Below are 23,161 nucleotides of genomic sequence, written 5' to 3'. Positions count from 1 at the left end.
TTTAGCACAGGGACGCCCAGGAATTCGGCTTCACATTTGGGAGAGCGAAGACCGCGCGCGAACGGTTCCGTGGGTGGAAGGCCCAAATGGTTAGCGACGATGCGCCGCGCAAGGGGTGATGTCCGCGACTCGGCTAGCGCCCCTTTAGTGCCCGCCCACTAATCACGGCTGCGGCGCCGAATTTTCCGCGCAGGGCGTCGATGGCCGTCTCGTTCTTGAGCGTGCGGCGCTCTTCGTCCGCGAACATGTCGGCGCCGGCGGTTTCGGCGTCGACGAACTCGGTCAGGCCCGCGCCGATCAGGCGGTAGGGCTGGCCTGGCTTTTCGGCCGCCAAGAGCTCGCGGGCCACCTGGAACAGGGTGCGGGCGGTCTGGGTCGGTATGGCCAAGGTGCGGCGGCGGGTGTGGATCTTGAAGTCGGGTGTGCGCAGCTTCAGCGTCGCCACCCGGCCGGCCACGCCTTCCTTGCGAGCCTGCTTGGCGACCTTCTCGCAGAGGGGCCACAGCTCGTCCTCCAGGTCCTCGCGCTTGTGCAGGTCGTCGTTGAAGGTGGTCTCGGCGCTAATCGTCTTACGCGACTGGTCGGGATCGACCATTCGGCTGTCCTGGCCGTGGGCCAGGCGGTGCAGGCGCAGGCCGCCCGCGCCCAGGCGATTGGCCAGCAGCTTCAGGTCAGCGGCGGCGATGTCGCCCACGGTCTTCAGGCCGATCTCGGCCAGGGACGCGACGGTGGCCGGCCCCACGCCCGGAAGGATGCTGACGGGCTTGTTCGCCAGGAAGCTCTGGGCTTCAGCGGCGCCGATGGCCGAGAAGCCGCGCGGCTTGTCCAGCTCTGACGCGATCTTGGCCAGGAACTTGTTGGGGGCCAGACCGATCGAGACGGTCAGGCCGATGTCGCGCTCGATCTCGGCCTGCAGGCGGGCCAGCATCTGGGCGGGCGTCGCGCCATGCAGGCGCTCGGTGCCGGTCAGGTCGATCCAGGCCTCGTCCAGCGATAGCGGCTGGATCAGCGGCGTCAGCTTGTCCAGCTTCTCGTGGATGCGCCGGCTCTCTTCCTTGTACTTGGCGAAGTTGGGCTTGATAACCACGGCTTGCGGGCACAGCTTCAGCGCCTTGTACATCGGCATGGCCGAGCGCGGGCCGCTCATGCGGGCGATGTAGCAGGCGGTGGTCACCACCCCGCGCTTGCCGCCGCCGACGATGACCGGCAGGTCGCGCAAGGCCGGATTGTCCCGCTTTTCCACCGAGGCGTAGAAGGCGTCGCAGTCCAGGTGGGCGATCGACAGCGTGCCCAGTTCCTCGTGGAAGACCACGCGCGGCGAGGCGCAGGACGGACAGCGCGAGACCTTGGCCTCGCCCGTCCACCCGCAGTCGCGGCACAGGGACTTCATGAAGGGCTCCCTAGGCCTCCGGCGGCCACAGCCAGACCGCGCCGCGCACGCCCGAGCTGTCGCCGTGGGCGGCCTTCTTCACTGGCGTCTCGAAGACGTCCGAGAAAACGTGCGGAGCGATGGCGGCGGGCAGGCGCTCGTACAGGGCATCGACGTTGGACATGCCGCCGCCGAGCACGATGACGTCCGGATCGATGATGTCGCAGATCGCGGCCAGGCCTCGGCTCAGGCGATCGACATAGCGGTCCAGGGCCGCGGCGGCCGAGGCGTCGCCCGACTGGATGGCGTCCATGGTCGCCTGGCCGGTGGGGAAGCCCGCGTCGTGCGAGAAGGCTGGGCCGGAGACCCACTTCTCCATGCACCCCTTGCGGCCACACCAGCACTCGGGGCCGGGATATTCCTCGGGCTTGGGCCAGGGCAGGGGCATGTGACCCCATTCGCCGCCGAAGCCGTTGTGGCCGTCGATAATCTTGCCATCGACGACGACCCCGCCGCCGCAGCCGGTGCCGATGATGACGGCGAACACTACATGCGCGCCGGCGCCCGCGCCGTCGGCGGCTTCGGACAGGGCCAGGCAGTTGGCGTCGTTGGCCAGCCGCACCTGACGGGCCAGGCGCTGGGACAGGTCCTCGCCGAAGCGCTGGCCGTTCAGATAGGTGCTGTTGGCGTTGCGGATCAGGCCACTGCGGGGCGAGATCGAGCCGGGGATGCCCATACCCAGCCGCGCGCAGGTCGCGCCGGCCATGGCCTCGGCGTCCTTGACAAGCTCGGCCACGACCTCCAGCGCGTCCTTGTAGTTGCCCGGATTGGGCTTGCGGACGCGGGCGACGAACTGGCCCTGCGCGTCGAGGGCGGCGGCCTCGATCTTGGTGCCGCCGAAATCGATGCCGAAGCGGATCATGTGAACAGACGCTCCTCGATCGCCGCCTTCAGGGCGGGCCACTCGTCTATGCGCGTGTGACGATCGGGGGCGGAGGGGGCGAAGGGGCGCAGGCGCTCGTCGCTGACCATCTGGAACCGGCCGACACGCGGGGCCTTCTCAGCCACCGATTCGAGCTGCGGCAAAAGGTCATCGATGAAGACGGCGGGGCCCGTGGTTCGATCGGACAGTTCGGCGGCGGGCGGTCCCTTGGGGCCGCTGTTGATGATCAGGGGATAGTCGAAGCCGTGGGTTTTCAGCCACTTGATCCGCGCCAGGCGTCCGTGCTCGGGCGCATTGGTCAGGATGACCACCTCGGCGCGCGTCGACAGGTCGGCCAGGGCGTCGGCCGCACCGATCGCCGGCATCAGGTCGTCGGCCCCGTCGCGGAAGAAATCGTCGAACAGGGCCTTGCCCGCGATCAGATCGAGGTGTTCCGTCTCTCCAGGCCGATAGAGGTTCTGGAACAGGGCGAAACGGTCGACCCGCAGCTCGAAGCCATGGCGTTCCACAAAGGCGCCGAAGCCGCGCATGAACTGGGCCAGCACCTCGTCGACATCGACGATGACCAGCGGCGCGGCGGGGGAAATGGCGCAGGCCTGGAGGTCGGAGTACTGCTGTTCCATGATCTCGGATCGTTGGGTCTTAACGCGATTAGCGCGGGCTTAAGGATATTCGTGCCATCAGGTTCTGGAAGACGGCGCGAATCCCTATGTGTCGTCACGTGACCGTTTGGTCGGGGTAAGGATGACGAAGAAGGTCCTCATCGTGGAGGATAACGAGCTGAACATGAAGCTCTTTCATGATCTGCTCGAAGCCCAGGGTTACGAGACCCTGCAGACCCGCGAGGGTCTGTCGGCGCTGTCCATTGCTCGCGACAACAAGCCCGACTTGATTCTGATGGACATTCAGCTGCCGGAGATTTCCGGGCTGGAAGTCACCAAGTGGCTCAAGGAAGACGACGACCTGGCGCATATCCCGGTCGTGGCCGTCACCGCGTTCGCCATGAAGGGCGACGAGGAGCGGATTCGCGAGGGCGGCTGCGAAGCCTACATCTCCAAGCCGATCTCGGTGGTCCACTTCCTGGACGTGATCAAGCGCCTGCTGGACAAGGTCCCCGCTGCATGAGCGCCCGGATCCTCGTCGTCGATGACATCGAGGCCAATGTCCGCCTGCTCGAGGCCAAGCTGACGGCCGAGTACTATGAGGTCTCGACCGCCATGGACGGGCCGACGGCCCTGGCCATGGCCGCCAAGGACCTGCCCGACATCATCCTGCTGGACGTGATGATGCCCGGCATGGACGGTTTCACCGTCTGCCGCAAACTGAAAGAAGACCCGACCACCCGCCACATCCCGGTGGTGCTGATCACGGCCCTGGACGGCCGCGCCGATCGCATCCAGGGCCTGGAATCGGGCGCTTCGGACTTTCTGACCAAGCCCATCGACGACGTCATGCTGTTCGCCCGCGTGCGCAGCCTGACCCGCTTCAAGCTGGTCATCGACGAACTGCGCCAGCGCGAGGCCTCGGGCCGCCGCATCGGCGTGATCGCCGGCGCCGCCGCCCGCCTGGACGGCCTGGGTGGCCGGATCCTGGTGGTCGACGACAACGAACGCCAAGCCCAGCGCATCGCCGCCGAGCTGGGCGTCGAGCATCGCCCGGTCATCGAGAGCGATCCCGAAAAGGCCAAGGTCAGCGCCGGCGGTCCGGTCGACCTGGTCATCGTCAATGCTTCGGCCAAGGGCTTCGACGGCCTGCGCTTCACCGCTTCGCTGCGGTCCGAAGAGCGCACTCGCCAGCTGCCGGTCCTGGCCATGGTCGATCCCGACGACCGCGGCCGCATGGTCAAGGCGCTGGAGATCGGCGTGAACGACATCCTGTCGCGTCCGGTGGACCCGCAAGAGCTGTCGGCCCGCGTCAAGACGCAGATCCAGCGCAAGCGCTACACCGATTATCTGCGCAACAACCTGGATCACTCGCTGGAGCTGGCCGTCACCGACCAGCTCACCGGCCTGCACAATCGCCGCTACATGACCGGCCAGCTCGACTCGCTGGTCAAGCGCGCGACCATGGGCGGCGAGCCGGTCTCGGCCCTGCTGATCGACATCGATTTCTTCAAGAAGATCAACGACACCTTCGGCCACGACATCGGCGACGAGGTGCTGCGCGAGTTCGCCCTGCGCCTGGCGTCGAACGTCCGCGCCATCGACCTGCCGTGCCGCTTCGGGGGCGAGGAGTTCGTGGTGGTGATGCCCGACACCCAGCTGGCCGACGCCCTGCGTATCGCCGAGCGGATCCGCAACAACGTCGCCGGCTCGCCCTTCAAGGTGGCCCACGGTCAGGAGCTGCTGACGGTGACCATCTCGGTCGGCGTTTCGGCCACGATCGGCCAGGGCGACACGCCCGAAGCCCTGCTCAAGCGCGCTGACGAAGGCGTGTACCAGGCCAAGGCCTCGGGCCGGAACGCGGTGGTCGGCAAGGCCGCTTAGCAGGCGCCAGCTTCACATTTCCGCGCTGAAACCCTTCCATCCTTGCACGGATGAAGCGTTCGGGCGAAATCGCTCGCATGAAGAAGATGCTTACCTGCGGCGTCATGGCCGCCGCCGTTTCCATGGGTTTTGTCGCGCAGGCCGAGACTAAACCCGATCCCAAGCTGGTCGTGGTCATCTCGGTCGACCAGTTCAGCGCCAATCTCTACGCCCAGCACCGGCCGGAGTTCACTGGCGGTCTGGCGACGTTGAGCAGCGGGATCGTCTATCCGAATGGCTACCAGTCGCACGCCTTCACCGAGACGTGCCCGGGCCACTCGACCCTGCTGACGGGCAAGCATCCCAACAAGACCGGCATCAGCGCCAATGACTGGTACGACCGCGCCACGGGCAAGACGGTCTACTGCCTGGCCGATCCCAGCGTGACCCTGGCGGACGACCCGAAGGGCAGGGCGGTGTCGCCCGCCAACATGATCGCCACCACCTATGGCGACTGGCTGAAAGAGGTCTCACCCAAGAGCCGGGTGTTCGGGGTCTCGGGCAAGGATCGCGGCGCGATCACCATGTCGGGCCACCGGGCTGACGGCCAGTTCTGGTACCAGCCGGGCTTTGGCTTCACGACCTATGTCCGCGAGGGCCAGACGGCGGAAGAGCGGCTCAAGCCCGTCGCCGCCCTCAACACCAAGCTGGCGGCGGATCTCAAGAAGCACCCGTTCACCTGGGACTACGCCAAGGACTCGGCCAAGCGTTGCAAGGCGTTGGAGGCCGACTACCAGACCGGCGACCGCAAGTGGCATGCTGGCCTGCCGATCCCGACGGCGGCCGACGAGGCCGGCAAGCAGCGCGACCTCTATGCCAGCCCCTATACCGACGCGGCGACCCTGGAGCTTGCTCAAGGCCTGCGCGAGACCTACGGCCTGGGCGATGGCCCGCAGGTCGATGTGCTGACGGTCAGCCTGTCGGCCACCGACTTCATCGGCCACCGCTACGGCACGCGCGGGCCGGAGATGTGCGACCAGATCGCTCGCCTGGATGACCGCCTGGGCGCGTTCCTCAAGGGCCTGGACAAGGTGAAGGGCGGGGTCCTGGTCGTCCTGGCCGCCGACCACGGCGGCGCCGACTTCGCCGAGCGCCTGCATGACGAGGGCTATGACAGCGAGCGCGTCCTGGGCAAGCCGTGGATCGCCGGGCTGAACAAGCAGCTGCGCACGGACCTTGGCCTGTCGTGGGATCCGCTGAAGGCCGATGGCGGCATCGACCAGGTCTATGTCGTCGGGGCCGACGGCAAGGCGCCCTCGATCACCGATCGCGCCCGCGTCACCGCCGCCGCCCTGGTCCTGATCAAGCGCGACCCGGCCGTGGCCGAAGCCTTCGACTCCAACGTCATCCTGACGATGGAAGCCGCGCCCGCCGACGCCTATCCGGAAGAGATCTCGGTCGCCGAGCGCCTGCGCCGCAGCGCCTTTCCGGGCCGGGTGGGCGACATCCTGATCGCCTTCAAGCCCTATCGCGTGCCGGCGACGGCGGGGGCGACCTATGTCTCCACCCACGGCAGCCCTTGGGACTATGACCGACGCGTGCCGATCCTGTTCTGGTGGAAGGGCGCGACCCCGCACGAGCGAGTCCTGCCGCTGGATACGGTCGACATCGCGCCGACCATCGCCGCCGCCACGGGCGTTAAGCCGCCCGCCGATGTCGACGGCGTGTGCAGGCCGCTGGTTTATGGTCAAGCTTGTTAGAACGGCGTTCTAGAATCGTCACAAGCGGTCGCTAGTCCTTCCCGTCCGGGGGAATGGCATGGGCTACGACCGCTTCTACTTTCTCAAGAAGGCGTACGGGATCTATCCCGGCGTCACCGCGCCGGTGTCGGCGCGCTGCCTGACAGCGCACTACGCCCGTCGCCAGACCCGGCGCGGGCCGCTGCGGGCGGGGCTGGACGCGCTGGTCGGGTTGGCCTTCAAGGCCTGGATCCCGTGGCGCGCGGCCAAGGTGCAGAAGGCGTTCGGCCTGGACGAGGCCTGGCGCACGCGCGCCATCCAGATCGCCCGCGCCCGCTTCGCCGATCCCAACGACCTGGCGCTGTTTCGTATCACCGAGGCGGGCCAGCTGGACGACTATATCCGGCGCTACGAAGACGCGGCGCTGAACAAGCGCATCAACCCGCTGGGCTGGACCGCGCGCTGCGCCCTGGCCGACAAGGCGCGTTTCCAGGCCCGCTGCCAGACGGCCAGCCTGCCGACGCCCCGGACCGTGGCCATCGTCCGCGACGGCCGCCCGGACCTAAAGGCCGACCCTGCCGGCCGCGACCTGGTCCTCAAGCCAACGGACGGGGAGGGCGGCGACGGCGTCGTGGTGCTGGAGAAGGTCAAGGACGCCGCCGACCTGACCGCCCGCCTGCCGCGTGGCCGAGGCGCTTTCGTGGTCCAGGATCGCGTCCTGCCGCATCCCTCGCTGCTGGGCCTCGCTTTGGACGCCCTGCCGACCGTGCGGATCGTGACCATGGTCGACGAGGTCGGCGCGCCCGAGGCCGTCAGCGCCACCTTCCGCTTTGCCTCAGTCGCCGGCGCGCGGGTCGACAACATGAAGGCCGGCGGGCTGATCTGCGCCGTCGACCTGCCGATCGGCACCCTGGGCCTGGCCTGCAAGGGCTATGGCGGCGGCGACCACGCCGTGCACCCGGTCACGGGCGCGACGATCATCGGCCGCAAGCTGCCGGACTGGGCCGCGGCCAAGGGCCTGGTCCGCCGCGCCCACGCCGAGGCCTTCTCCGACTACGCCCTGATCGGCTGGGACGTGGCCCTGACCCCCGACGGCCCGGTGCTGATCGAGGGCAACGGCAAGCCCGGCGTTCTGATGCCCCAGCGCGCCGCCCGCCAGGGCCTGGGTGGCGGCCGCTACGGCGCGCTGCTGGCTTATCATCTTGCCATGAAACCGTAGCGCCCCCGTCACGGGGCGCTTTTAGGCTCGGAACCTCGTCATCCAGGCGGCCGTGGGTAAGGGGCCCGTCGGTCGCCGGGCCTCAGGAGGCAACCGATGACCCGCTACGCTGCTCCGCGAAGCCTTCCGCTCGAGGCCAAGCGCGCCCTGCGCATCATGCTGATCGCCAAGCACGCCAAGGGGCGGGGCGAGCTGCATCCCGAGGACGGCACGCACGCGGTCTATCACTGCGAGATGCGTGAGACCCTGGAAGACATCGGCGTCAACCTGATGGTGGCCGACGAGTACAGCGTGCTGTTCGAGCGCCCGAACGTCGACTTCGTGTTCCCGCTGCTGAACCGCGCCGGCTTCCTGAATTCCGAGATGCTGGTGCCGCTGCTCTGCAACCGCCTGGCCCTGCCGTATCTGGGCGCCAGCCCGATCCTGCGCGGCCTGTCGGACGACAAGCATCTGACCAAGCGCGCCGCCGTCGCGCGCGGCGTGCCGACCGCGCCGTGGGCCGTCTATCGCCGCGGCGCGCCGCTGGATCCGGCCCTGCTGCCGCCCGGCGACCACTTCGTGATCAAGCCTAACGCCTCCTCGGCCAGCTGGGGCGTCGGCGACGCCTTCGACTGGGACGGCGTGCGCGAGGCGGTGGTCGCCCTCCAGGAAGAGGGCCATGACGTCATCGTCGAGCCGTTCGTCCAGGGCCACGACATCGAGGTCTCGGCCATCACCCTGAACGGCGAGCCCTTCATCCTGCCGACCCAGATCGTCGAGCAGATCAACCCGGCCCAGCTGCGCACCTATCAGGAGAAGCGCAACCTGGTCGGCGGTCAGGCCTACGAGATCCGGCCGCTGGAGGCCGGCGTCCTGCAACGCACCGCCGAGACCCGCGCCCGCGAAATGATGCGCGAGTTCATGCCGTTCGACTACGGCCGCTTCGAGTTCCGCCTCGACCTCGCCACCGGTGAGGTCCAGTTCCTGGAAGTGAACCTGAACTGCAATCTGTGGTCCAAGAAGACCATCTCGATGGCCGCCCAGCAGATGGGCTGGAGCCACGCCCAGCTGATCGAGACCATCCTGACCGAGAGCCTGGAGCGCCAGGGCCTGCTGCAGAAGGCGTTCGACTTTGTCGCTGCCTAAGCCCTTCGTCGGCGTGATCCTGGCTGGACAGCGGCCGGGCAGGGTGGACCCGTTGGCCGAAGCGGCCGGGGTCGTGAACAAGAACCTCGTGCCGATCCAGGGCGCGCCGCTGGTGCGCCACGTGGTCGACGCCTTGGCGGCGACGCCGGGCCTGACGCGCCTGCGCATCGTGGTCGAGCCCGGGACCGCGCCCCTGATCGACGCGGCGCTGCCGCACGGCGGCAGGCTGCTGATCGACTACGTCCCGGCCGCCAACAACCTGGCCGACAGCGTCTATGCCGCCGTCGAGGGCGTGGGCGACATGCCGATCCTGGTGACCACGGGCGACAACGTCCTGCTGACGCCAGGGGCGGTGACCGAGGTGTTGGCGGCGCTCGAGGGCGGGGCGGACGTCTCCCTGGCCATGGCGACGCAAGCCTCCGTCCTGGCAGCCCATCCCGAGGGCCAGCGCCGGTTCTACAAGTTCTGGGACGACGCCTATTCGAACTGCAATCTCTACGCCTTCGCCGGCCCCGCCGCGACCTCGGCGGCCGAGAGCTTCCGCAGCGGCGGGCAGTTCGCCAAGAAGCCGATGCGGATGATCATGGCCCTAGGGCCGATCAACCTGGCTCTGCTGCTGATGGGCCGGCTGTCGCTGCGCGGGGCGCTGATGCGCCTGGGCCGCCGCTTCCGACTCAAGGTCGAGCCGGTGGTGCTGGCCGACGGCGCCCACGCCATCGACGTCGACAACGAACGCACCTTCGGCGTGGCCCAGACGCTGCTGGCCAAGCGGGCGGTCACCAACGCCGCCTGACTGCCTGGATGGCAGTCCAGCGTGGTTAACAAGAGTTAGGTCGCTTTTTTAGGACCTCGAACATTCCTGTCGCACATCCTCCGTATGCATCCTATGCGGGAGGGCGTGTGGTGATGAGAGCAAGAGTTCGAGCCAAGAAGCATCCATTTCCGGCCGGATGGCTGGTCCTGGGCATTTTGACCTGTGTGGTCCTGTTCGTGCTGGGCGCGCAGGCCAGTGAACATCTGTCGGGCGGGCTATCGACCGCCGCGATGCTGGGCGCGTTCGCCGCCGTCTGCGTGGGACCGGTGCTGCTGATCGTCACCGTCCTGTGGGGGAGCTTCGCGTTCTTCCGCTGGCTCTGGATCGGGCGGTAGGCAGCCAGAATCAAAAACGCCCGGCTATCGCTAGCCGGGCGTTTTCGTGTGTCGTAGCGCGCGAAGCGATCTTACTTGATCTTGCCTTCGCGGAATTCGACGTGCTTGCGGATGACCGGATCGTACTTCTTCAGCACCATCTTTTCGGTCTTGGTGCGGGCGTTCTTCTTGGTGACGTAGAAGAAGCCCGTGTCCGCCGTCGAGTTCAGGCGGATCTTGATGGAAGCCGGTTTGGCCATGGTCGAATCCCTGCGATGGTCGCGCAGGTTCCCGCGCGTTGGAAATAAGAGGCGCGGAACATACTCATCGGCAGCTCAAAGTCAATTGGCGGCGGTACACCGCTTGTAAGGAAAGTCCGCCGACCGGGCCTGACCCCCAACGGAGCCCTCGATCCGGGCCACCAGGGTGTCCTTGTCGACCAGGCGATACAGGATCCGCTGCGGGAAGTCGTGCTGCGGGTTCTCGAAGGTCACGGCGTTGTCGGCGATCTCCTTCACCGGGAAGGCCGCCTCGGCCTGGCCGGAGGGAATCGCCACGTACTGCAGCTTGCCGTCGGCGGCGGGCAAAATGCGCATGAACTCGAACTCGCGCAGCTTGCCGTCGCGGACCGTGCGACTCATGCCGATCATCGCGCCGCCGGCCGGGGCCAGCCACTGCTCTTCGATCTTGGCGCCGTTGGGCCGGGTCAGGGTCCAGCAGCCGCTGATAAAGGCGAGCTTGTTGATGTCCGATGGCGGCGGTGCGGGCGTTGCCTGCAGAGCCAAAGCCAGAATCGTACCGATCATTCGCGAATCTCCTCCCCAGTCCCCTCTAAGAAAGAAGGGGGACCCACTCAGAGGTGGGTCAGATGCCGCTTTCCGTTCAGGAAACGCATGAAGGGAGCCGGTCGTCCAGTGTCCGCCAACCTCTGGCCGATCTCGTGCACCACGAAGCGGGTGATGTTGGGCAGGTCGAGAGCCATGGCCTCCTGGAAGTCGACCCAGGCGATCTCGTCCAGCTCGCCGCAGTCGGGGCGGCGATCCAGGCTTAGCAGCGCCTCGGAGGGGGCCATGAAGAAGCGGGCGTCGAAGCGGCGCGGGCGATAGGGCGGGGTGATAGCGCGGGCGACGAAGGACAGCGGCGCCAGGTCGGGCAGGGCGCCTTGGGCCAGGAATGGCCGCCAGGGCCCCGCGCCGGGCCGTACAGGGGCGTCCTTGGCCAGCAGCAGGCCAGTCTCCTCGAACGTCTCGCGCACGGCCGCTAGGGCCAGGGCGCGGGCCAGGCGGGCAGGCTTGGGGTGACGGGGCTCGAGGCCCAGGCGCGCGGCGACGTCGGGTGACAGCTCGCTGGCGCTGGGGGCGTCGTAGTCGGTCTTGTCGACTCGTCCGCCGGGGAACACCCACTTGTCGGGCATGAAGGCGACGCCGCCGTTGCGCCGGCCCATCAAGAGGCGCGGCGAGGGGCCGTCGGTGCGGACGATGATCACGGTCGCCGCATGCTTGGGCGTGATCGTCGCGCCGGTCTCGCGCACGGCGCCGTCGTTGATCGTGTCGAATTTGGCGTCGATCGGCGGCAGGGTCATGCCGGCGAGGTTAGACCGATTGCGCGGCCTGGAAAGACCGACGTAACGTCAGGGCGTATTCTTGAGGGGCTTCACCATGATCGGACGGATTTCGACGCTGGCGCTGGTCGCCGGCCTGGCTGTTGGCGCGCCTGCGTTGGCCGCGCCTTCCAAGGCCCAGGTCGAGGCGGCGGCCAAGGCCGTCCAGCCCAAGGTCATCGCCTGGCGGCGCGACATCCATGAGCATCCCGAACTGGGCAACCAGGAGGTCCGCACCTCGGCCCTGATCGCCAAGGAGCTGAAAGCCCTGGGCTTCGAAGTGCGCGAGAACGTCGGCAAGACCGGCGTCGTGGGTATCCTGAAGGGCGGCAAGCCCGGCAAGGTCGTGGCTCTGCGCGCCGACATGGACGCCCTGCCGGTCGAGGAGAAGACCGGCCTGCCGTTCGCCTCCAAGGTCACGGCGACCTGGGAAGGCCGCACGGTGCCCGTCATGCACGCCTGCGGCCACGACACCCACGTGGCCATGTTGCTGGGCACGGCGACGGTGCTGGCCGGCATGAAGAAGGACATCAAGGGCACCGTCGTCCTGATCTTCCAGCCCGCCGAGGAAGGCCCGCAGGCCGGCGAGGAGGGCGGCGCCAAGCTGATGATCCGCGACGGGGCGCTGGACCAGCCCAAGGTCGACGCGATCTTCGGCGTCCACATCGGTCCCGGCGACGCCCATCAGCTGAACTACCGGCCCGAGGGCTTCTACGCCTCGTCCGACCGGCTGACGATCACAGTGAAGGGCAAGCAGACCCATGGCGCGCGACCCTGGGCGGGCGTCGACATGGCCAGCGTGGCCGCCGACATCATCCAGGCCATGAACCAGATCGCCGCCCGCCAGGTCGATGTCGGCGCCTCGCCGTCGGTCGTGACCATCGCGGTGATCAACATGGGCATGCGCCAGAACATCATCCCCGAGGACCTGAAGATGGAGGGGACCATGCGGACCTTCTCCAAGGCCCGCCACGAGGACCTGGTCGCCAAGGTGCAGAAGACGGTGGCCAGCATCGGCGACCGCTATGGCGCCAAGGCCGAGGCGGTCTTCAGCCAGCCCTATCCGGTGACCTACAACGACCCGGCGCTGTCGGGCTGGGTCAAGGCCAGCCTGGAAAAGGCCTCGGCCGGCAAGGTCGACGACAAGGCGGCGCTGGTGACCGGGGCCGAGGATTTCTCGATGTACGCCGAGAAGGTCCCGGGGGTGTTCGTGCAGTTGGGCGGCCGCAAGGCCGACGTGCCGGCGGCGACGGCCCCGGCCAACCACTCGCCGTTCTTCGATGTGGACGAGGCGGTGTTCGAGACGGGGGTGAAGGCCGAGGTCTTCATGGCGCTGGATTATCTGGAGAAGAAGTAGGGGGCTCAAATCCTCCCCCTAGCGGGGGAGGATCTACTCGGCCGCCGCTCTCGCCGCGAACCACGGGGTGATGCGGCGCAGGGCCTCCTCGACCTCGGGCGTCGACACCGCGAAGCTGAAGCGGATGAAGTGCTTGCCCTCGACGGGATCGAAGTCGACGCCGGGCGCGGTGGCGACGCCGGTGTCCTTCAGCAACTGCTGGCAGAACCCCAGCGAGTCGTCCGTCAGGTGGCCGATGTCGGCCCAGATGTAGAAGGCCCCGTCCGGCGGGGCGATCTTGCGGAGACCCAGGGCCGGCAGGGCGTCCAGCATCAACTCGCGGTTGGCGCGGTAGACGTCGATATGGGCTTCCAGCTCGTCGATGCAGTCCATGGCCGCGAGACCCGCGTGCTGCGACAGCGACGGCGCGGTCAGGAATAGGTTGCCGACATAGGCCCGCGCTCGGTCCAGGTCCTCGCCCAGCGGCACCAGCAGCCAGCCCAGCCGCCAGCCGGCCATGCTGAAGTACTTGCTGAAGCTGTTGACGATCAGGGCGTCGGGCGCGAACTCCAGCATCGAGGGCGTGCGGCCGGTGTAGCTGAGGCCGTGATAGATCTCGTCGCTGATGATGCGGATGCCGCGTTCGCGACAGACCTTGGCGATGGCTTCCAGCTCTTCGGGCGCGATGATCGTGCCGGTCGGGTTGGCCGGGCTGGCGACGATGACGCCGGCCGGGGCGGGGTCCAGCTCGGCCAGATGCTTGGCCGTCAGCTGGAAGCGGTCTTCCGGCCCGCAGGCGATCTCGACTGGCGTGAGGTGCAGGGCCTTGAGGCTGTTGCGATAGGCGACATAGCCGGGGCGGGCCAGGGCGATGCGGTCGCCGGGCGTGAACACGCTGGACAGGGCCAGGACCAGCGCCGGCGAGGCTCCGCAGGTCAGCACGATCCGCTCGGGCTCGACCGTGACGCCGTAGAGCGTCTGGTAGCGCTGGGCGATGCGTTCGCGCAGCAGTGGGCTTTCCCAATAGCCCATGGCCTCGGCGTCCAGGATCTGGTGCGCCGTCGCGATCGCCTTGCTGGGGGCGCCGGTCGAGGGCTGACCGAACTCCATGTGGATGATCGAGCGCCCCTCGGCCTTTAGCTGGTGAGCCAGGCGGCTGATGGCGATGGCGTGGAAGGGTTCGATCTCTGCGCGCATGCCTGTGCCATAGCGGGGTTTGACGTAGCGCGCATCCCGCTTGAGAAGAGGACATGCTCGCGCTTCTCCTCGCCGCCGCCCTGGTCCAGACGCCCCTGAACATCGGGGGGCGTGTCGCGCCCGCGCCAGAGGGCGCATACGACTTCGGCTGGCCAGGGGTCTATTTCGAGGGGCGCTTCACTGGTCCCGAGGTCGAGATCGCGGTTCAGCCCGGCGCCGAGCACCTGGCCGTCAGCGTCGATGGCGTCCGCAAGGCCGAGCTGGCCAATCCCGGCGAGACCCGTCTGAAGCTAGGCGACCTGGGTCCCGGCCCGCACGTGGTGCGGCTGGACAAGCTGACCGAGAGCCAGACCGGCTCGGCGCGGTTCGAAGGGTTCTTCGTCGAGCAGGGCAGGGCGCTGCCCGCGCCCGTCCGCCCGCGCCGGATCGAGTTCATCGGCGACTCCCACACGGTCGGCTACGGCGTGCGCTCGACCACCCGCGATTGCACGGAGCAACAGGTCCACGATCTGACCGACACCAGCCTGGCCTTCGGGCCGATCCTGGCCGGTCGCCTGGACGCCGACTACCGCATCGAGGCCTTCTCGGGCCGGGGCGTGGTCAGGAACTACAACGGCGTGGCGCCGGGCGAGCCGCTGCCGTTCCTGTTCCCGCGCGTGATCCCGGGGCAGGCCGAGCCGCGCGTGGCGAACGACGCCTGGAAGCCGGACGTGGTCGTCATCGGCCTGGGCACCAACGACTTCTCAACGCCGCTGCACGCCGGCGAGACCTGGGTCGACGAGGCGGCGCTGCGGCATGACTACCGCGAGACCTACGTGACCTTCGTGCAGGGCCTGAAGACCAGCCGGCCCAGCGCGCGGGTGTTCCTGATCGCTGGCGACACCTTTGCCGAAGATGTCGCCGAAGTCGCCGACCGCACCGGCGCCAAGGCCGTGCGGATCACCGACATGGACCGCGGCGCCTGCCACTGGCACCCGTCGGTCGCGGATCAGAAGATGATGGCGGACAAGTTGGAAGAGGCCATCGCGGCCAAGTAGATCCTCCCCCTAGCGGGGGAGGCGGCCGAAGGCCGGAGGGGGAAGTGCTGCTGAGCCTGCCTCTTCCCCCTCCGTCGTCTCTTCGAGCCGACACCTCCCCCACTAGGGGGAGGATCTGATCTCAACTAGCGCCGCTTCCCGCGTCGCACGCCCTTCGGCAGCCCGCCGCGCGGTTTCACCGCCGCCTGCCGCCTGGCCCCGAGCCTGGGACGCGGCATCTTCGGATCGGCCGGCATCGGATCGCTCAGCATCTCGAACAGCAGGCCGCCGGTCACGGGCGTGGCCTCGACCAGCTTGACCTCGACGTTCATGCCCAGCGTCCAGCGCTGGCCGGTCCGGTCGCCGACCAGGGCGTGCAGCTTCTCGTCGTGGACGAAGAACTCCTCGCCCAGGGTCGAGACCGGCACCAGGCCGTCGGCGCCGGTGTCGGCCAGCTTAATGAACAGGCCAAAGCGGGTGACCCCGGTAACCCGGCCCGCGAAGGTCGCGCCCACCCGGTCGGCCAGGAAGGCGGCGATGTAGCGGTCCGTGGCGTCGCGCTCGGCGGCCATGGCCCGGCGCTCGGCGTGGGTGATGACCTCGGCCGTGTCCTTGATCTGGGCGATGTCTTGATCGGTGAGGCCGTCGTCGCCCAGGCCCAGGGCCCGGATCAGGCCCCGGTGGACGATCAGGTCGGCATAACGCCGGATCGGGCTGGTGAAGTGGGCGTACTTGGCCAGGTTCAGGCCGAAGTGGCCGATGTTCTCGCTGTTGTAGTGGGCCTGCATCTGGGTGCGCAGGACCACCTCGTTGATGATCGCCGCATTGGCGCCCTCGCGCGTCTCGTCCAGCAGCTTGTTGAAGCGCGCGGTCTGCGGGGCCTGGCCCTTGTCCCAGCGGATCTCCAGCGTCTGCAGGAAGTCGGAGAGGTTCTGCATCTTCTCGAGGCTGGGCGTGTCGTGCACCCGGTAGATCAGGGGCGAGCGCTTGGCCTCCAGGCTCTCGGCGGCGCAGACATTGGCCTGCACCATCATCTCCTCGATCAGCTTGTGGGCCTCCAGGCTGGCGCGCTTGGTGATCGACAGGATCTCGCCCTCGCGGATGATGATCCGGCGTTCGTCGCTCTCGATCGCCAGGGGCGAGCGGGCGTCGCGGCCGATCTTCATCGTCCGATAGGCTTCCCACAGGGGCTGCAGGATCGGCTCCAGCAGCGGGCCGGACTTGTCGTCCGGCTGGCCGTCGATCGCCGACTGGGCCTGCTCGTAGGACAGCTTGGCGGCCGAACGCATCAGGCCGCGCACGAACTTGTGGCCCTTCTTGCGGCCCGACTTGTCGAACACCATCCGCACGGCCAGCGTGGCCCGGTTCTCGCTCTCACGCAGCGAGCACAGGCCGTTCGACAAAGTCTCGGGCAGCATCGGCTCGACCCGGTCGGGGAAGTAGACGCTGTTGCCCTTCTCGCGGGCGTCGCGGTCCAGGGCCGAGCCGGGGCGCACATAGGCCGCGACGTCGGCGATGGCCACCCAGACCACCCAGCCGCCCACATTGGTCGAGTCCTCGTCGAGGTGGGCGAAGACGGCGTCGTCGTGGTCGCGGGCGTCCACGGGGTCGATGGTCACGAACGGCAGATGCCGCAGGTCCTCGCGACCCGTCAGCGTCGGCTCGACGGCGGTCCTGGCCTCGGCCTCGGCGGCTTCGGAGAAGCCGGTCGGGATGCCGTGGCTGTGGATGGCGATCAGCGAGGCGGCGCGGGGATCGTTCTCCGTGCCCACCACCTCCAGCACCTTGCCGGGCTTGGGACCATAACGACCGCCATGCGTGCCGACCTGGGCGAGGACGAGATCGCCGTCCTTGAAGTCGTGGGCGACGCTGGGATCCAGGACCAGCACGTCCTTGGACTTGCGGTCGACCGGCTCGACGCGGATTTCCTTGCGGTGCTTGCGGATGACGCCCAGCACCTTGTGAGCGCTCTGGCCCAGCTTCTTGATCAGCTTGGCCTCGAACTCGCCGGTCTCCAGGCGCTCGAAGCGGACCAGCAGGCGGTCGCCCAGGCCCGGCGCGCCGGCGGCGGCCTCGCCCTTGGTCGGGGCCAGGCGGACATTGGGGACGTCGTCGTCCGACTTGGTCAGTTTGACGTAGAGCTCGCCGTCGCCATCGCGGTCGACCACGTCGGCCACGCCGACGGGGGGCAGGGAGCCAGCTTCCGCGAAGCCTTTACGCCCGCGTTTGGCCAGGGCGCCCTGGGCCTCCAGCTCGCGGATCATCTCGCGCAGGGCGCGGCGGTCGCCGCCCTTCAGGCCGAAGTGGCGGGCGATGTCGGCCTTGCCGCTCTCACCGGCGTCGCGCAGGAACGCGATCAGCGTATCGCGGTCGGGCAGGCCGGCGGGCGGCTTGGGCTTGAAAGTCTTAGTCGGGCGAAGTTTGGCCATGTCCTGCCTTACCGCGCTTTGCGGGGGCATGGCCAGACATGGGGCAGTATCAGGGACCCTAGTACAGATCCTCGATCGACCGAGGCGGCGGCGCTTCGGCGGGCTTCGCCGCGGCCGGGGCGGCGGCGGGCGTGGGTGTCGAAGGCGGAGCCTCGACGACCGGGGAAGCGATCGGGGCTTCCTGTTCGGCGGTCTCGACCTCGACGGCCTTGGGCTTGGGCTTTTCGACCGGCGGCGGCTCGTAGGCGAGGGCGGGGGCGGCGTCCTTGACCGGCACGCCCGAGGCCTCGGCCAGCGGCTGCTTGGAGGTTTCCAGGCCGCCGCGATCGATCTTCATGGCGTTGGTCAGGCCCATGGCGAAGCCGCCCACGCAGCACAGGATCAGCGCGGACACCACGACATGCAGCGGCAGGGGACGTTCCAGCGTCGTCATGATGAAACTGTACTCCCCTCCCTAGGGCCTGAACAGGTTTAGGCCTCGTCGTCCCACGGTGCGGCGCCGTCCTCGGTCGTCTCGGTCGCCTTAGCCTTGGGCGCGGCTTTCTTCGCAGCCGGCTTCTTGGCGGCAGGCTTCTTCGCGGCCGTTTTCTTGGCCGGCGCATCACCTTCAACCTTAGCGGCGGCCTTCTTCGGCGCAGCCGCCTTCTTCGCCGGCTTCTTGCCGCCGCCCTTGGCGGCGCGTTCGGCGATCAGGGCCACGGCCTCGTCCATGGTGATGGAGGCCGGGTCCTTGCCCTTGGGCACGTTGGCGTTGGTGTCGCCGTGCTTGATGTATGGGCCAAAGCGGCCCGACAGCACGCGCACCGGCTTACCGTCCTCGGGGTGGTTGCCGAGCTCGGCCAGAGCCGCCGCGGCGCCGCGCTGCGGACGTCCGCCGCCGGCCCGCTTGTCGGCCAGGATGGCGACGGCGCGGTTCAGACCAACGTCGAACACCTCGTCGGCGTTCTCCAGATTGGCGTAGGTGCCGTCGTGCAGCACGAACGGCCCGAAGCGCCCCAGGCCCGCCGTGATGACCTTGCCATCGTCGGGGTGCTTGCCGACTTCACGCGGCAGCGAGAGCAGGCGCAGGGCCTTCTCTAGGTCCATGGCCGAGGCGATCCAGCCCTTGGGCAGGGACGAGCGTTTGGGCTTCTCGCCGCTGTCCGGCGCGGCCAGTTCCTCGACATAGGGGCCAAAGCGACCGTTCTTCAGCCACACGGCCAGGCCGGTCGCCGGGTTGGCCCCCAGTTCCTTGTCGGCGCTCTCGGCCTCGCCGTCGCCTTCCGACACGCCCAGCTGGCGGGTGTAGCGGCACTCCGGATAGTTCGAGCAGCCGATGAAGGCGCCGAACTTGCCGGTCTTCAGCGACAGCTGGCCCGAGCCGCAGGTCGGGCACAGGCGCGGGTTGGAGCCATCGCCCTTGTCGGGGAAGATGTGCGGACCCAGGGCCTCGTTCAGCGCGTCCAGGACGTTGGTCGTGCGCAGCTCGGCGATCTCGCCGACAGCGGCGTGGAAGTCCTTCCAGAAGTCACGAAGGAACTGCTTCCAGTCCAGCTTGCCGTCCGACACCAGGTCGAGCTGCTCTTCCAGGGCGGCGGTGAAGTCGTACTCGACGTAGCGCTTGAAGAACTGCTCCAGGAACGCGGTGACCAGGCGGCCCTTGTCCTCGGGGACGAAGCGCTGCTTGTCCATCTTCACGTATTCGCGGTCGCGCAGCACGGTCAGGACCGAGGCGTAGGTCGACGGACGGCCGATCCCCAGCTCTTCCATCTTCTTGACCAGGCTGGCTTCCGAATAGCGCGGCGGCGGTTCGGTGAAATGCTGGTCGGCGCGGGCCTCGATGACCTTGGCGGCGGCGCCTTCCTCGATCATCGGCAGGCGGGCGCTGTCTTCGTCGCCCTCGTCGTCGCGGCCCTCCTCATAGACGGCCAGATAGCCGGGGAAGAGCACGACCTGACCCGTGGCGCGCATGCCGGTCTGGCCATCGCTGCTTTCCAGGTCGACCGTGGTGCGCTCGATGCGGGCGCTTTCCATCTGCGAAGCGATCATGCGCTTCCAGATCAGCTCGTACAGGCGGCCCAGGTCCGACTCCAGGCGCAGCGAGCCGGGGTTGCGGTTCAGGCTGGTCGGGCGGATGGCTTCGTGGGCCTCCTGGGCGTTCTTGGCCTTGGCCTTGTAGTAGCGCGGGGTCTCGGGGACGTACGGCGCGCCATAGACGCTGCCGATCACGCTGCGCGCCTCGGCGATGCCTTCCGGCTCGACCGACACGCCGTCCGTACGCATGTAGGTGATCAGACCGACGGTCTCGCCGCCGATGTCGATGCCTTCATACAGCTTCTGGGCGGCCTGCATGGTGCGCTGGGCGCTGAAGCCCAGCTTGCGGGCGGCTTCCTGCTGCAGGGTCGAGGTGGTGAAGGGCGGGGCGGGCGAGCGCTTGCCGGGCTTCTTCTCGACGGCGGCGACCTTGAACACGGCGGCGCCCACGGCGGCCTTGGCGGCCAGGGCCGAGGTCTCGTTGTTCAGGTCGAACTTGGTGAGCTTCTTGCCTTCGTGCTTGACCAGGCGGGCCAGGAACGGATCGGCGCCGGCCGAGACATCGGCGTCGACCGTCCAGTATTCCTGGGTCTTGAAGCGCTCGATCTCGATCTCGCGGTCGACGATCAGGCGCAGGCAGACCGATTGCACGCGACCGGCCGAGCGGCTGCCCGGCAGCTTGCGCCACAGCACCGGCGACAGCGTGAAGCCGACCAGGTAGTCCAGGGCGCGGCGGGCCAGATAGGCCTCGACCAGCTCCATGTCGACGTCGCGCGGATTGGCCATAGCCTCCAGCACGGACGTCTTGGTGATGGCGTTGAAGGTGACGCGCTGGACGGCCTTGTCCTTCAGCGCCTTCTTCTTGTTCAGCACTTCCAGGACGTGCCAGCTGATCGCTTCCCCTTCGCGATCCGGGTCGGTGGCCAGAATCAGGCGGTCGGCCTTCTTCAGGGCGTCGACGATGTCGCTGACCCGCTTGGAAGCCTTGGCGTCGACTTCCCAGCTCATGGCGAAGTCGTTGTCCGGTTCGACAGAACCGTCCTTGGACGGCAAGTCGCGGATATGGCCGTACGAGGCGAGAACCGTGTAGTCGGACCCGAGGTACTTGTTGATGGTCTTGGCCTTGGCCGGGCTCTCGACGACGACGACGTTCATTCTGACTCTGGGCTGCAAGTAAAGCGATCGCCCTGGAGGCGAGCGCCGGGAAAGTGGGGCCCGGCTAGGGGTCTGTCAACGCAGGCCGGTAGAAACGGCAGCGCTTAGCCGCTTGTTAAGACCGTTGTGTGAGCATCGGGACGTCGTTTTATGACCGGATCCCGATGGACCTGAGCGTGAACCGGATCGCCACCGAGGCCTATGTCTCGCCGATCCAACCGATCAAGGCCGTGACCTCGAACGCCGAACGCGCGGAAATCGCCGATCGGCTGAAGCAAGCCGTGCGCGCCGCGCCGGCCGCGGGGACCGGGCTGCTGGTGGATCTGTCGGTCTAAGAACCCTCCCTTCAAGCTAGACCAATCGCCACGTTCCTGACGCGGGAGCGTGGCCAAAGTGGTGGCTTGGGTCGGCGCTTCGGCCTGTGACGCGGCGGACTGATGGCGCAGTGGAAACGACGCGGCCGGAAAGGCGTGGCCTTGATCGTGAGCGTTGGCGCGCACGTCGCCGCCGTGGCGGTGCTGATGGCCGCCCATGTGACGCCGCCCGCCCCCGAGCCGCCGTCGGTGATGGTGACGCTGGTCGATCCGCCGCCTCCGCCTCCGCCACCGCCGCCACCCCCTCCGCCACCGCCCGCGCCGCATGAAGCGCCCAAGTCGCCGGTGAAGGCCCCGGCCAAGCCGCCGTCGCCCGAAAAGCCCCAGGACAAGCCCAAGGCCGCGCCGCGCTCGCCGCTGCGGGTGACCAAGGCGCCGCCCAAGAACGTCCCGACCCTGGTGGCCAGCCGTGATCCGGCCCCCAGCCCGGTCATGGGCCTGGGCGATTCCGAGCTGCAGGGCGCGGCGAGGGCCGGTTCAGGTAGTGGCGGGGGCGGCGGCGGGGATGGCTGCGACATGGTCCGGCTGCTGCAGGAGGGCCTGCGCAAGAACCCGCGCGCTCGCGCCTCGCTGATGCGGGCCCACAGCGCCACGGTCGGCGCTGGCCGCGCGCCCCTGGTCTGGAGCGGCGACTGGGCGCGGGTCACGGGCGAGGAGGGTGACGGGCTGGCCGGCCTGCGCGAGATGATCATGATGGAGGTCGCCTTCGCCCCGGCCGCCTGCAAGGCCGAGCCGGTGCGCGGCCTGGTGCTGATCTCGCTGAACGACGGTCCCGGCGGCGCCCGCTTCGTGCTGGGCGGCGGTCACTGGAAGTGGTCGGACCTGCTGTTCGCCAAGGGCGCGCGGCGCGGGGGCTAGATCCGCTCGAGCAGGTACAGGCAGCCGGCGGTGACGTCCGCGCCCTCCCGGCGTAGCGGGATCTCCTGGCGCTCAAGGACCTTGAAGCCGGAGGCGCTGGCCTGGACATAGGCGTCGCCGTGGGCGTAGCGGGCGGAGGGCAGCAGGGTCCAGCCATCTTGGCCAAGCTCCGTGCTGACCGCCATCAGACCCCCGGGCGGCAGCGCCGCCGCCGCGGCGGCGAACAAAGGCGCCAGGTCGCCGAAATAGATCAGCACGTCGGCGGAAAAGATCAGGTCGAAGCCGCCGGGGTTGCTCTCCAGGAAGGCCACGGCCTCGTCCTGGACCAGGGCGTAGTAGCCGCCGCGCTCGGCGGCCTTGGCCAGCATGCCCGAGGACAGGTCGACGCCGGTCAGCCGGCCGCCGAACCGCTTGAGGTGCGGCCCGGCCAGGCCCGTGCCGCAGCCCAGATCGAGGATGCGGTCGAACTGTTGGCGATGGCTGGCGACCATGTCGGCCAGCAGGGCGGGGGCCTCGTAGCCCAGCATGTCGACCAGCTGGTGGTCGAAGCGCTCGGCGAAGCTGTCAAACAGCGCCTCGACGTAGGACGCCGGGGCCTTGTCGATGCCGGGCTCGACCAGCACCCGCAGCTCATGCGCCCGGATCGTGTCGGTGGGGTTGCGCGCCTCCAGCCAGGCGCCCAGGGCGCGGGCGGCGTCCAGACGCTGGAAGGCCACCAGGATGCCGAAGCTCTCGCGGGCCACGGTCTCCGGATCCTCGGCGTCGGGGCCGGCGATGCGGGCGTAGAGGTCGAGGGCCTCCTGCGCCGAGGCGCCGTCGAGGGCGGCATAGGCGGCGGCGCGGGCCCAGGTCAGGCGGGCGCCTTCCGGCACGGGCTCGACCGCTTCGGCGGCGGCGAAGGTGGCGGCGGCGCCGGCGAAGTCTCCGGTCAGGAACTGGGCCTGGGCCAGGCATTGGCGGCGGATCGGATCGTCTGAGGCGTCAGCCGCCCGAGCCAGCGGCTCGACAGCTTCTGCAAAGCGTCTCGTCTGCATCAAGGCCAGGCCCAGGCCGAACAGGGCCTCGTCGTGGCCGGGGCTCATGACCAGCACGGCGCGGAAGGCGGCCTCGGCGTCGTCCAACCGACCCTCGGCGCTGGCGGCGACGGCGACGCCGAACATGTCTTCGATGGCCTGGGCTTCCATGGACGCTCCCT

Annotated in this window: 22 protein-coding genes; 11 read left to right on the top strand and 11 right to left on the bottom strand. The window is 68.5% G+C overall.

Annotated features, from left to right (window positions below):
* Nucleotides 1–133: 133 nt before the first annotated feature.
* From AC1RRR_RS08525 to AC1RRR_RS08515, 3 genes are read right to left on the bottom strand one after another with little or no spacing between them, the layout of a single operon-like run.
* A complete protein-coding gene (locus AC1RRR_RS08525) occupies nucleotides 134–1,390 on the bottom strand; it encodes a DNA polymerase IV (RefSeq protein ID WP_492812202.1) in 1,257 nt (418 codons plus the stop codon).
* A gap of 10 nt (nucleotides 1,391–1,400) precedes the next feature.
* On the bottom strand, nucleotides 1,401–2,291 hold the full coding sequence (locus AC1RRR_RS08520; protein WP_492812200.1) for an ROK family protein: 891 nt from the start codon (nucleotides 2,289–2,291) through the stop codon (nucleotides 1,401–1,403).
* Nucleotides 2,288–2,935 carry a hypothetical protein gene (locus AC1RRR_RS08515; protein ID WP_492812198.1) on the bottom strand — a complete coding sequence of 216 codons (648 nt, stop codon included), beginning with the start codon at nucleotides 2,933–2,935 and terminating at the stop codon, nucleotides 2,288–2,290. Before AC1RRR_RS08515 ends, AC1RRR_RS08520 begins: the two co-directional genes overlap by 4 nt.
* Nucleotides 2,936–3,056: 121 nt before the next feature.
* Between AC1RRR_RS08515 and divK the strand changes: the two genes are divergently transcribed.
* From divK to AC1RRR_RS08480, 7 genes are all read left to right on the top strand, one after another.
* Nucleotides 3,057–3,437, top strand: coding sequence for a cell-cycle response regulator DivK (gene divK / locus AC1RRR_RS08510; RefSeq protein WP_454716973.1), 381 nt, complete (start codon nucleotides 3,057–3,059; stop codon nucleotides 3,435–3,437).
* Nucleotides 3,434–4,798 (top strand): PleD family two-component system response regulator, encoded by a 1,365-nt coding sequence (locus tag AC1RRR_RS08505; RefSeq protein ID WP_492812195.1) that lies wholly within the window; start codon nucleotides 3,434–3,436, stop codon nucleotides 4,796–4,798. The genes divK and AC1RRR_RS08505 overlap by 4 nt, the downstream gene beginning before the upstream one ends.
* A gap of 86 nt (nucleotides 4,799–4,884) precedes the next feature.
* Nucleotides 4,885–6,537 (top strand): alkaline phosphatase PhoY, encoded by a 1,653-nt coding sequence (gene phoY / locus AC1RRR_RS08500; RefSeq protein WP_492813524.1) that lies wholly within the window; start codon nucleotides 4,885–4,887, stop codon nucleotides 6,535–6,537.
* A gap of 58 nt (nucleotides 6,538–6,595) precedes the next feature.
* Nucleotides 6,596–7,735 (top strand): sugar-transfer associated ATP-grasp domain-containing protein, encoded by a 1,140-nt coding sequence (locus AC1RRR_RS08495; RefSeq protein WP_492812193.1) that lies wholly within the window; start codon nucleotides 6,596–6,598, stop codon nucleotides 7,733–7,735.
* Between the two features lie 96 nt (nucleotides 7,736–7,831).
* Nucleotides 7,832–8,860 carry a D-alanine--D-alanine ligase family protein gene (locus AC1RRR_RS08490; RefSeq protein ID WP_492812191.1) on the top strand — a complete coding sequence of 343 codons (1,029 nt, stop codon included), beginning with the start codon at nucleotides 7,832–7,834 and terminating at the stop codon, nucleotides 8,858–8,860.
* On the top strand, nucleotides 8,847–9,653 hold the full coding sequence (locus AC1RRR_RS08485; RefSeq protein WP_492812189.1) for an NTP transferase domain-containing protein: 807 nt from the start codon (nucleotides 8,847–8,849) through the stop codon (nucleotides 9,651–9,653). Before AC1RRR_RS08490 ends, AC1RRR_RS08485 begins: the two co-directional genes overlap by 14 nt.
* Before the next feature lie 113 nt (nucleotides 9,654–9,766).
* Complete coding sequence (locus AC1RRR_RS08480) at nucleotides 9,767–10,009, top strand: hypothetical protein (RefSeq protein ID WP_492812187.1); 243 nt, start codon at nucleotides 9,767–9,769, stop codon at nucleotides 10,007–10,009.
* A gap of 71 nt (nucleotides 10,010–10,080) precedes the next feature.
* On the opposite strand, the gene rpmG is transcribed toward AC1RRR_RS08480, so the two are convergent.
* The 3 genes from rpmG to AC1RRR_RS08465 all read right to left on the bottom strand — a co-directional run bounded on the left by rpmG (nucleotide 10,081) and on the right by AC1RRR_RS08465 (nucleotide 11,570).
* Nucleotides 10,081–10,248, bottom strand: coding sequence for a 50S ribosomal protein L33 (rpmG, locus tag AC1RRR_RS08475; protein WP_010920317.1), 168 nt, complete (start codon nucleotides 10,246–10,248; stop codon nucleotides 10,081–10,083).
* Nucleotides 10,249–10,329: 81 nt separating this feature from the next.
* Nucleotides 10,330–10,794 (bottom strand): DUF6265 family protein, encoded by a 465-nt coding sequence (locus tag AC1RRR_RS08470; RefSeq protein ID WP_492812184.1) that lies wholly within the window; start codon nucleotides 10,792–10,794, stop codon nucleotides 10,330–10,332.
* A 47-nt stretch (nucleotides 10,795–10,841) separates the two neighbouring features.
* Nucleotides 10,842–11,570 (bottom strand): NUDIX hydrolase, encoded by a 729-nt coding sequence (locus AC1RRR_RS08465; RefSeq protein ID WP_492812182.1) that lies wholly within the window; start codon nucleotides 11,568–11,570, stop codon nucleotides 10,842–10,844.
* A 76-nt stretch (nucleotides 11,571–11,646) separates the two neighbouring features.
* On the opposite strand from AC1RRR_RS08465, the gene AC1RRR_RS08460 reads away from it, so the two are divergent.
* The gene (locus AC1RRR_RS08460) at nucleotides 11,647–12,945 is read left to right on the top strand and encodes an amidohydrolase (RefSeq protein WP_492812180.1); all 1,299 of its coding nucleotides are present in this window, start codon (nucleotides 11,647–11,649) and stop codon (nucleotides 12,943–12,945) included.
* Between the two features lie 33 nt (nucleotides 12,946–12,978).
* On the opposite strand, the gene AC1RRR_RS08455 is transcribed toward AC1RRR_RS08460, so the two are convergent.
* Nucleotides 12,979–14,121 carry a pyridoxal phosphate-dependent aminotransferase gene (locus AC1RRR_RS08455; protein WP_492812178.1) on the bottom strand — a complete coding sequence of 381 codons (1,143 nt, stop codon included), beginning with the start codon at nucleotides 14,119–14,121 and terminating at the stop codon, nucleotides 12,979–12,981.
* Between the two features lie 53 nt (nucleotides 14,122–14,174).
* On the opposite strand from AC1RRR_RS08455, the gene AC1RRR_RS08450 reads away from it, so the two are divergent.
* Entirely contained in the window at nucleotides 14,175–15,158 is a 984-nt protein-coding gene (locus AC1RRR_RS08450) for an SGNH/GDSL hydrolase family protein (RefSeq protein WP_492812176.1), read from the top strand.
* A gap of 125 nt (nucleotides 15,159–15,283) precedes the next feature.
* Here the strand turns inward: AC1RRR_RS08450 and rnr are convergent, their stop codons facing one another.
* The 3 genes from rnr to topA are packed head-to-tail and all read right to left on the bottom strand — an operon-like array spanning nucleotide 15,284 to nucleotide 20,734.
* Entirely contained in the window at nucleotides 15,284–17,566 is a 2,283-nt protein-coding gene (gene rnr / locus AC1RRR_RS08445) for a ribonuclease R (protein ID WP_492812174.1), read from the bottom strand.
* A gap of 58 nt (nucleotides 17,567–17,624) precedes the next feature.
* Nucleotides 17,625–17,999 (bottom strand): hypothetical protein, encoded by a 375-nt coding sequence (locus AC1RRR_RS08440; protein WP_492812172.1) that lies wholly within the window; start codon nucleotides 17,997–17,999, stop codon nucleotides 17,625–17,627.
* Nucleotides 18,000–18,037: 38 nt separating this feature from the next.
* Nucleotides 18,038–20,734 (bottom strand): type I DNA topoisomerase, encoded by a 2,697-nt coding sequence (topA, locus tag AC1RRR_RS08435; protein WP_492812170.1) that lies wholly within the window; start codon nucleotides 20,732–20,734, stop codon nucleotides 18,038–18,040.
* Between the two features lie 164 nt (nucleotides 20,735–20,898).
* Here topA and AC1RRR_RS08430 point away from each other — a divergent pair, with 164 nt between their 5' ends.
* Both AC1RRR_RS08430 and AC1RRR_RS08425 read left to right on the top strand, forming a co-directional pair.
* A complete protein-coding gene (locus tag AC1RRR_RS08430) occupies nucleotides 20,899–21,069 on the top strand; it encodes a hypothetical protein (protein ID WP_492813523.1) in 171 nt (56 codons plus the stop codon).
* 102 nt (nucleotides 21,070–21,171) lie between these two features.
* Nucleotides 21,172–21,966, top strand: a complete 795-nt coding sequence (locus AC1RRR_RS08425) for a hypothetical protein (RefSeq protein WP_492812168.1) — start codon at nucleotides 21,172–21,174, stop codon at nucleotides 21,964–21,966.
* On the opposite strand, the gene AC1RRR_RS08420 is transcribed toward AC1RRR_RS08425, so the two are convergent.
* Nucleotides 21,963–23,150 (bottom strand): methyltransferase domain-containing protein, encoded by a 1,188-nt coding sequence (locus AC1RRR_RS08420; RefSeq protein WP_492812166.1) that lies wholly within the window; start codon nucleotides 23,148–23,150, stop codon nucleotides 21,963–21,965. The two genes, AC1RRR_RS08425 and AC1RRR_RS08420, sit on opposite strands and share 4 nt — an antisense overlap.
* Nucleotides 23,151–23,161: the final 11 nt, after the last annotated feature.

Source organism: Caulobacter sp. GW821-FHT12D05 (assembly GCF_058807295.1).
Note: the sequence above shows the minus strand (reverse complement) of the source record. Positions and strands in the feature narration are given on the sequence as shown.

Excerpts from the sequence above, each read along its gene's own strand:
- topA (WP_492812170.1), bottom strand. The coding sequence starts at position 20,734 with ATGAACGTCGTCGTCGTCGAGAGCCCGGCCAAGGCCAAGACCATCAAC.
- rpmG (WP_010920317.1), bottom strand. The coding sequence starts at position 10,248 with ATGGCCAAACCGGCTTCCATCAAGATCCGCCTGAACTCGACGGCGGAC.
- AC1RRR_RS08525 (WP_492812202.1), bottom strand. The coding sequence starts at position 1,390 with ATGAAGTCCCTGTGCCGCGACTGCGGGTGGACGGGCGAGGCCAAGGTC.
- AC1RRR_RS08470 (WP_492812184.1), bottom strand. The coding sequence starts at position 10,794 with ATGATCGGTACGATTCTGGCTTTGGCTCTGCAGGCAACGCCCGCACCG.
- AC1RRR_RS08455 (WP_492812178.1), bottom strand. The coding sequence starts at position 14,121 with ATGCGCGCAGAGATCGAACCCTTCCACGCCATCGCCATCAGCCGCCTG.
- AC1RRR_RS08505 (WP_492812195.1), top strand. The coding sequence starts at position 3,434 with ATGAGCGCCCGGATCCTCGTCGTCGATGACATCGAGGCCAATGTCCGC.
- rnr (WP_492812174.1), bottom strand. The coding sequence starts at position 17,566 with ATGGCCAAACTTCGCCCGACTAAGACTTTCAAGCCCAAGCCGCCCGCC.
- AC1RRR_RS08440 (WP_492812172.1), bottom strand. The coding sequence starts at position 17,999 with ATGACGACGCTGGAACGTCCCCTGCCGCTGCATGTCGTGGTGTCCGCG.
- AC1RRR_RS08450 (WP_492812176.1), top strand. The coding sequence starts at position 14,175 with ATGCTCGCGCTTCTCCTCGCCGCCGCCCTGGTCCAGACGCCCCTGAAC.
- AC1RRR_RS08480 (WP_492812187.1), top strand. The coding sequence starts at position 9,767 with ATGAGAGCAAGAGTTCGAGCCAAGAAGCATCCATTTCCGGCCGGATGG.
- AC1RRR_RS08460 (WP_492812180.1), top strand. The coding sequence starts at position 11,647 with ATGATCGGACGGATTTCGACGCTGGCGCTGGTCGCCGGCCTGGCTGTT.
- AC1RRR_RS08520 (WP_492812200.1), bottom strand. The coding sequence starts at position 2,291 with ATGATCCGCTTCGGCATCGATTTCGGCGGCACCAAGATCGAGGCCGCC.
- AC1RRR_RS08420 (WP_492812166.1), bottom strand. The coding sequence starts at position 23,150 with ATGGAAGCCCAGGCCATCGAAGACATGTTCGGCGTCGCCGTCGCCGCC.
- phoY (WP_492813524.1), top strand. The coding sequence starts at position 4,885 with ATGCTTACCTGCGGCGTCATGGCCGCCGCCGTTTCCATGGGTTTTGTC.
- divK (WP_454716973.1), top strand. The coding sequence starts at position 3,057 with ATGACGAAGAAGGTCCTCATCGTGGAGGATAACGAGCTGAACATGAAG.
- AC1RRR_RS08495 (WP_492812193.1), top strand. The coding sequence starts at position 6,596 with ATGGGCTACGACCGCTTCTACTTTCTCAAGAAGGCGTACGGGATCTAT.
- AC1RRR_RS08430 (WP_492813523.1), top strand. The coding sequence starts at position 20,899 with ATGGACCTGAGCGTGAACCGGATCGCCACCGAGGCCTATGTCTCGCCG.
- AC1RRR_RS08490 (WP_492812191.1), top strand. The coding sequence starts at position 7,832 with ATGACCCGCTACGCTGCTCCGCGAAGCCTTCCGCTCGAGGCCAAGCGC.
- AC1RRR_RS08515 (WP_492812198.1), bottom strand. The coding sequence starts at position 2,935 with ATGGAACAGCAGTACTCCGACCTCCAGGCCTGCGCCATTTCCCCCGCC.
- AC1RRR_RS08465 (WP_492812182.1), bottom strand. The coding sequence starts at position 11,570 with ATGACCCTGCCGCCGATCGACGCCAAATTCGACACGATCAACGACGGC.
- AC1RRR_RS08425 (WP_492812168.1), top strand. The coding sequence starts at position 21,172 with ATGGCGCAGTGGAAACGACGCGGCCGGAAAGGCGTGGCCTTGATCGTG.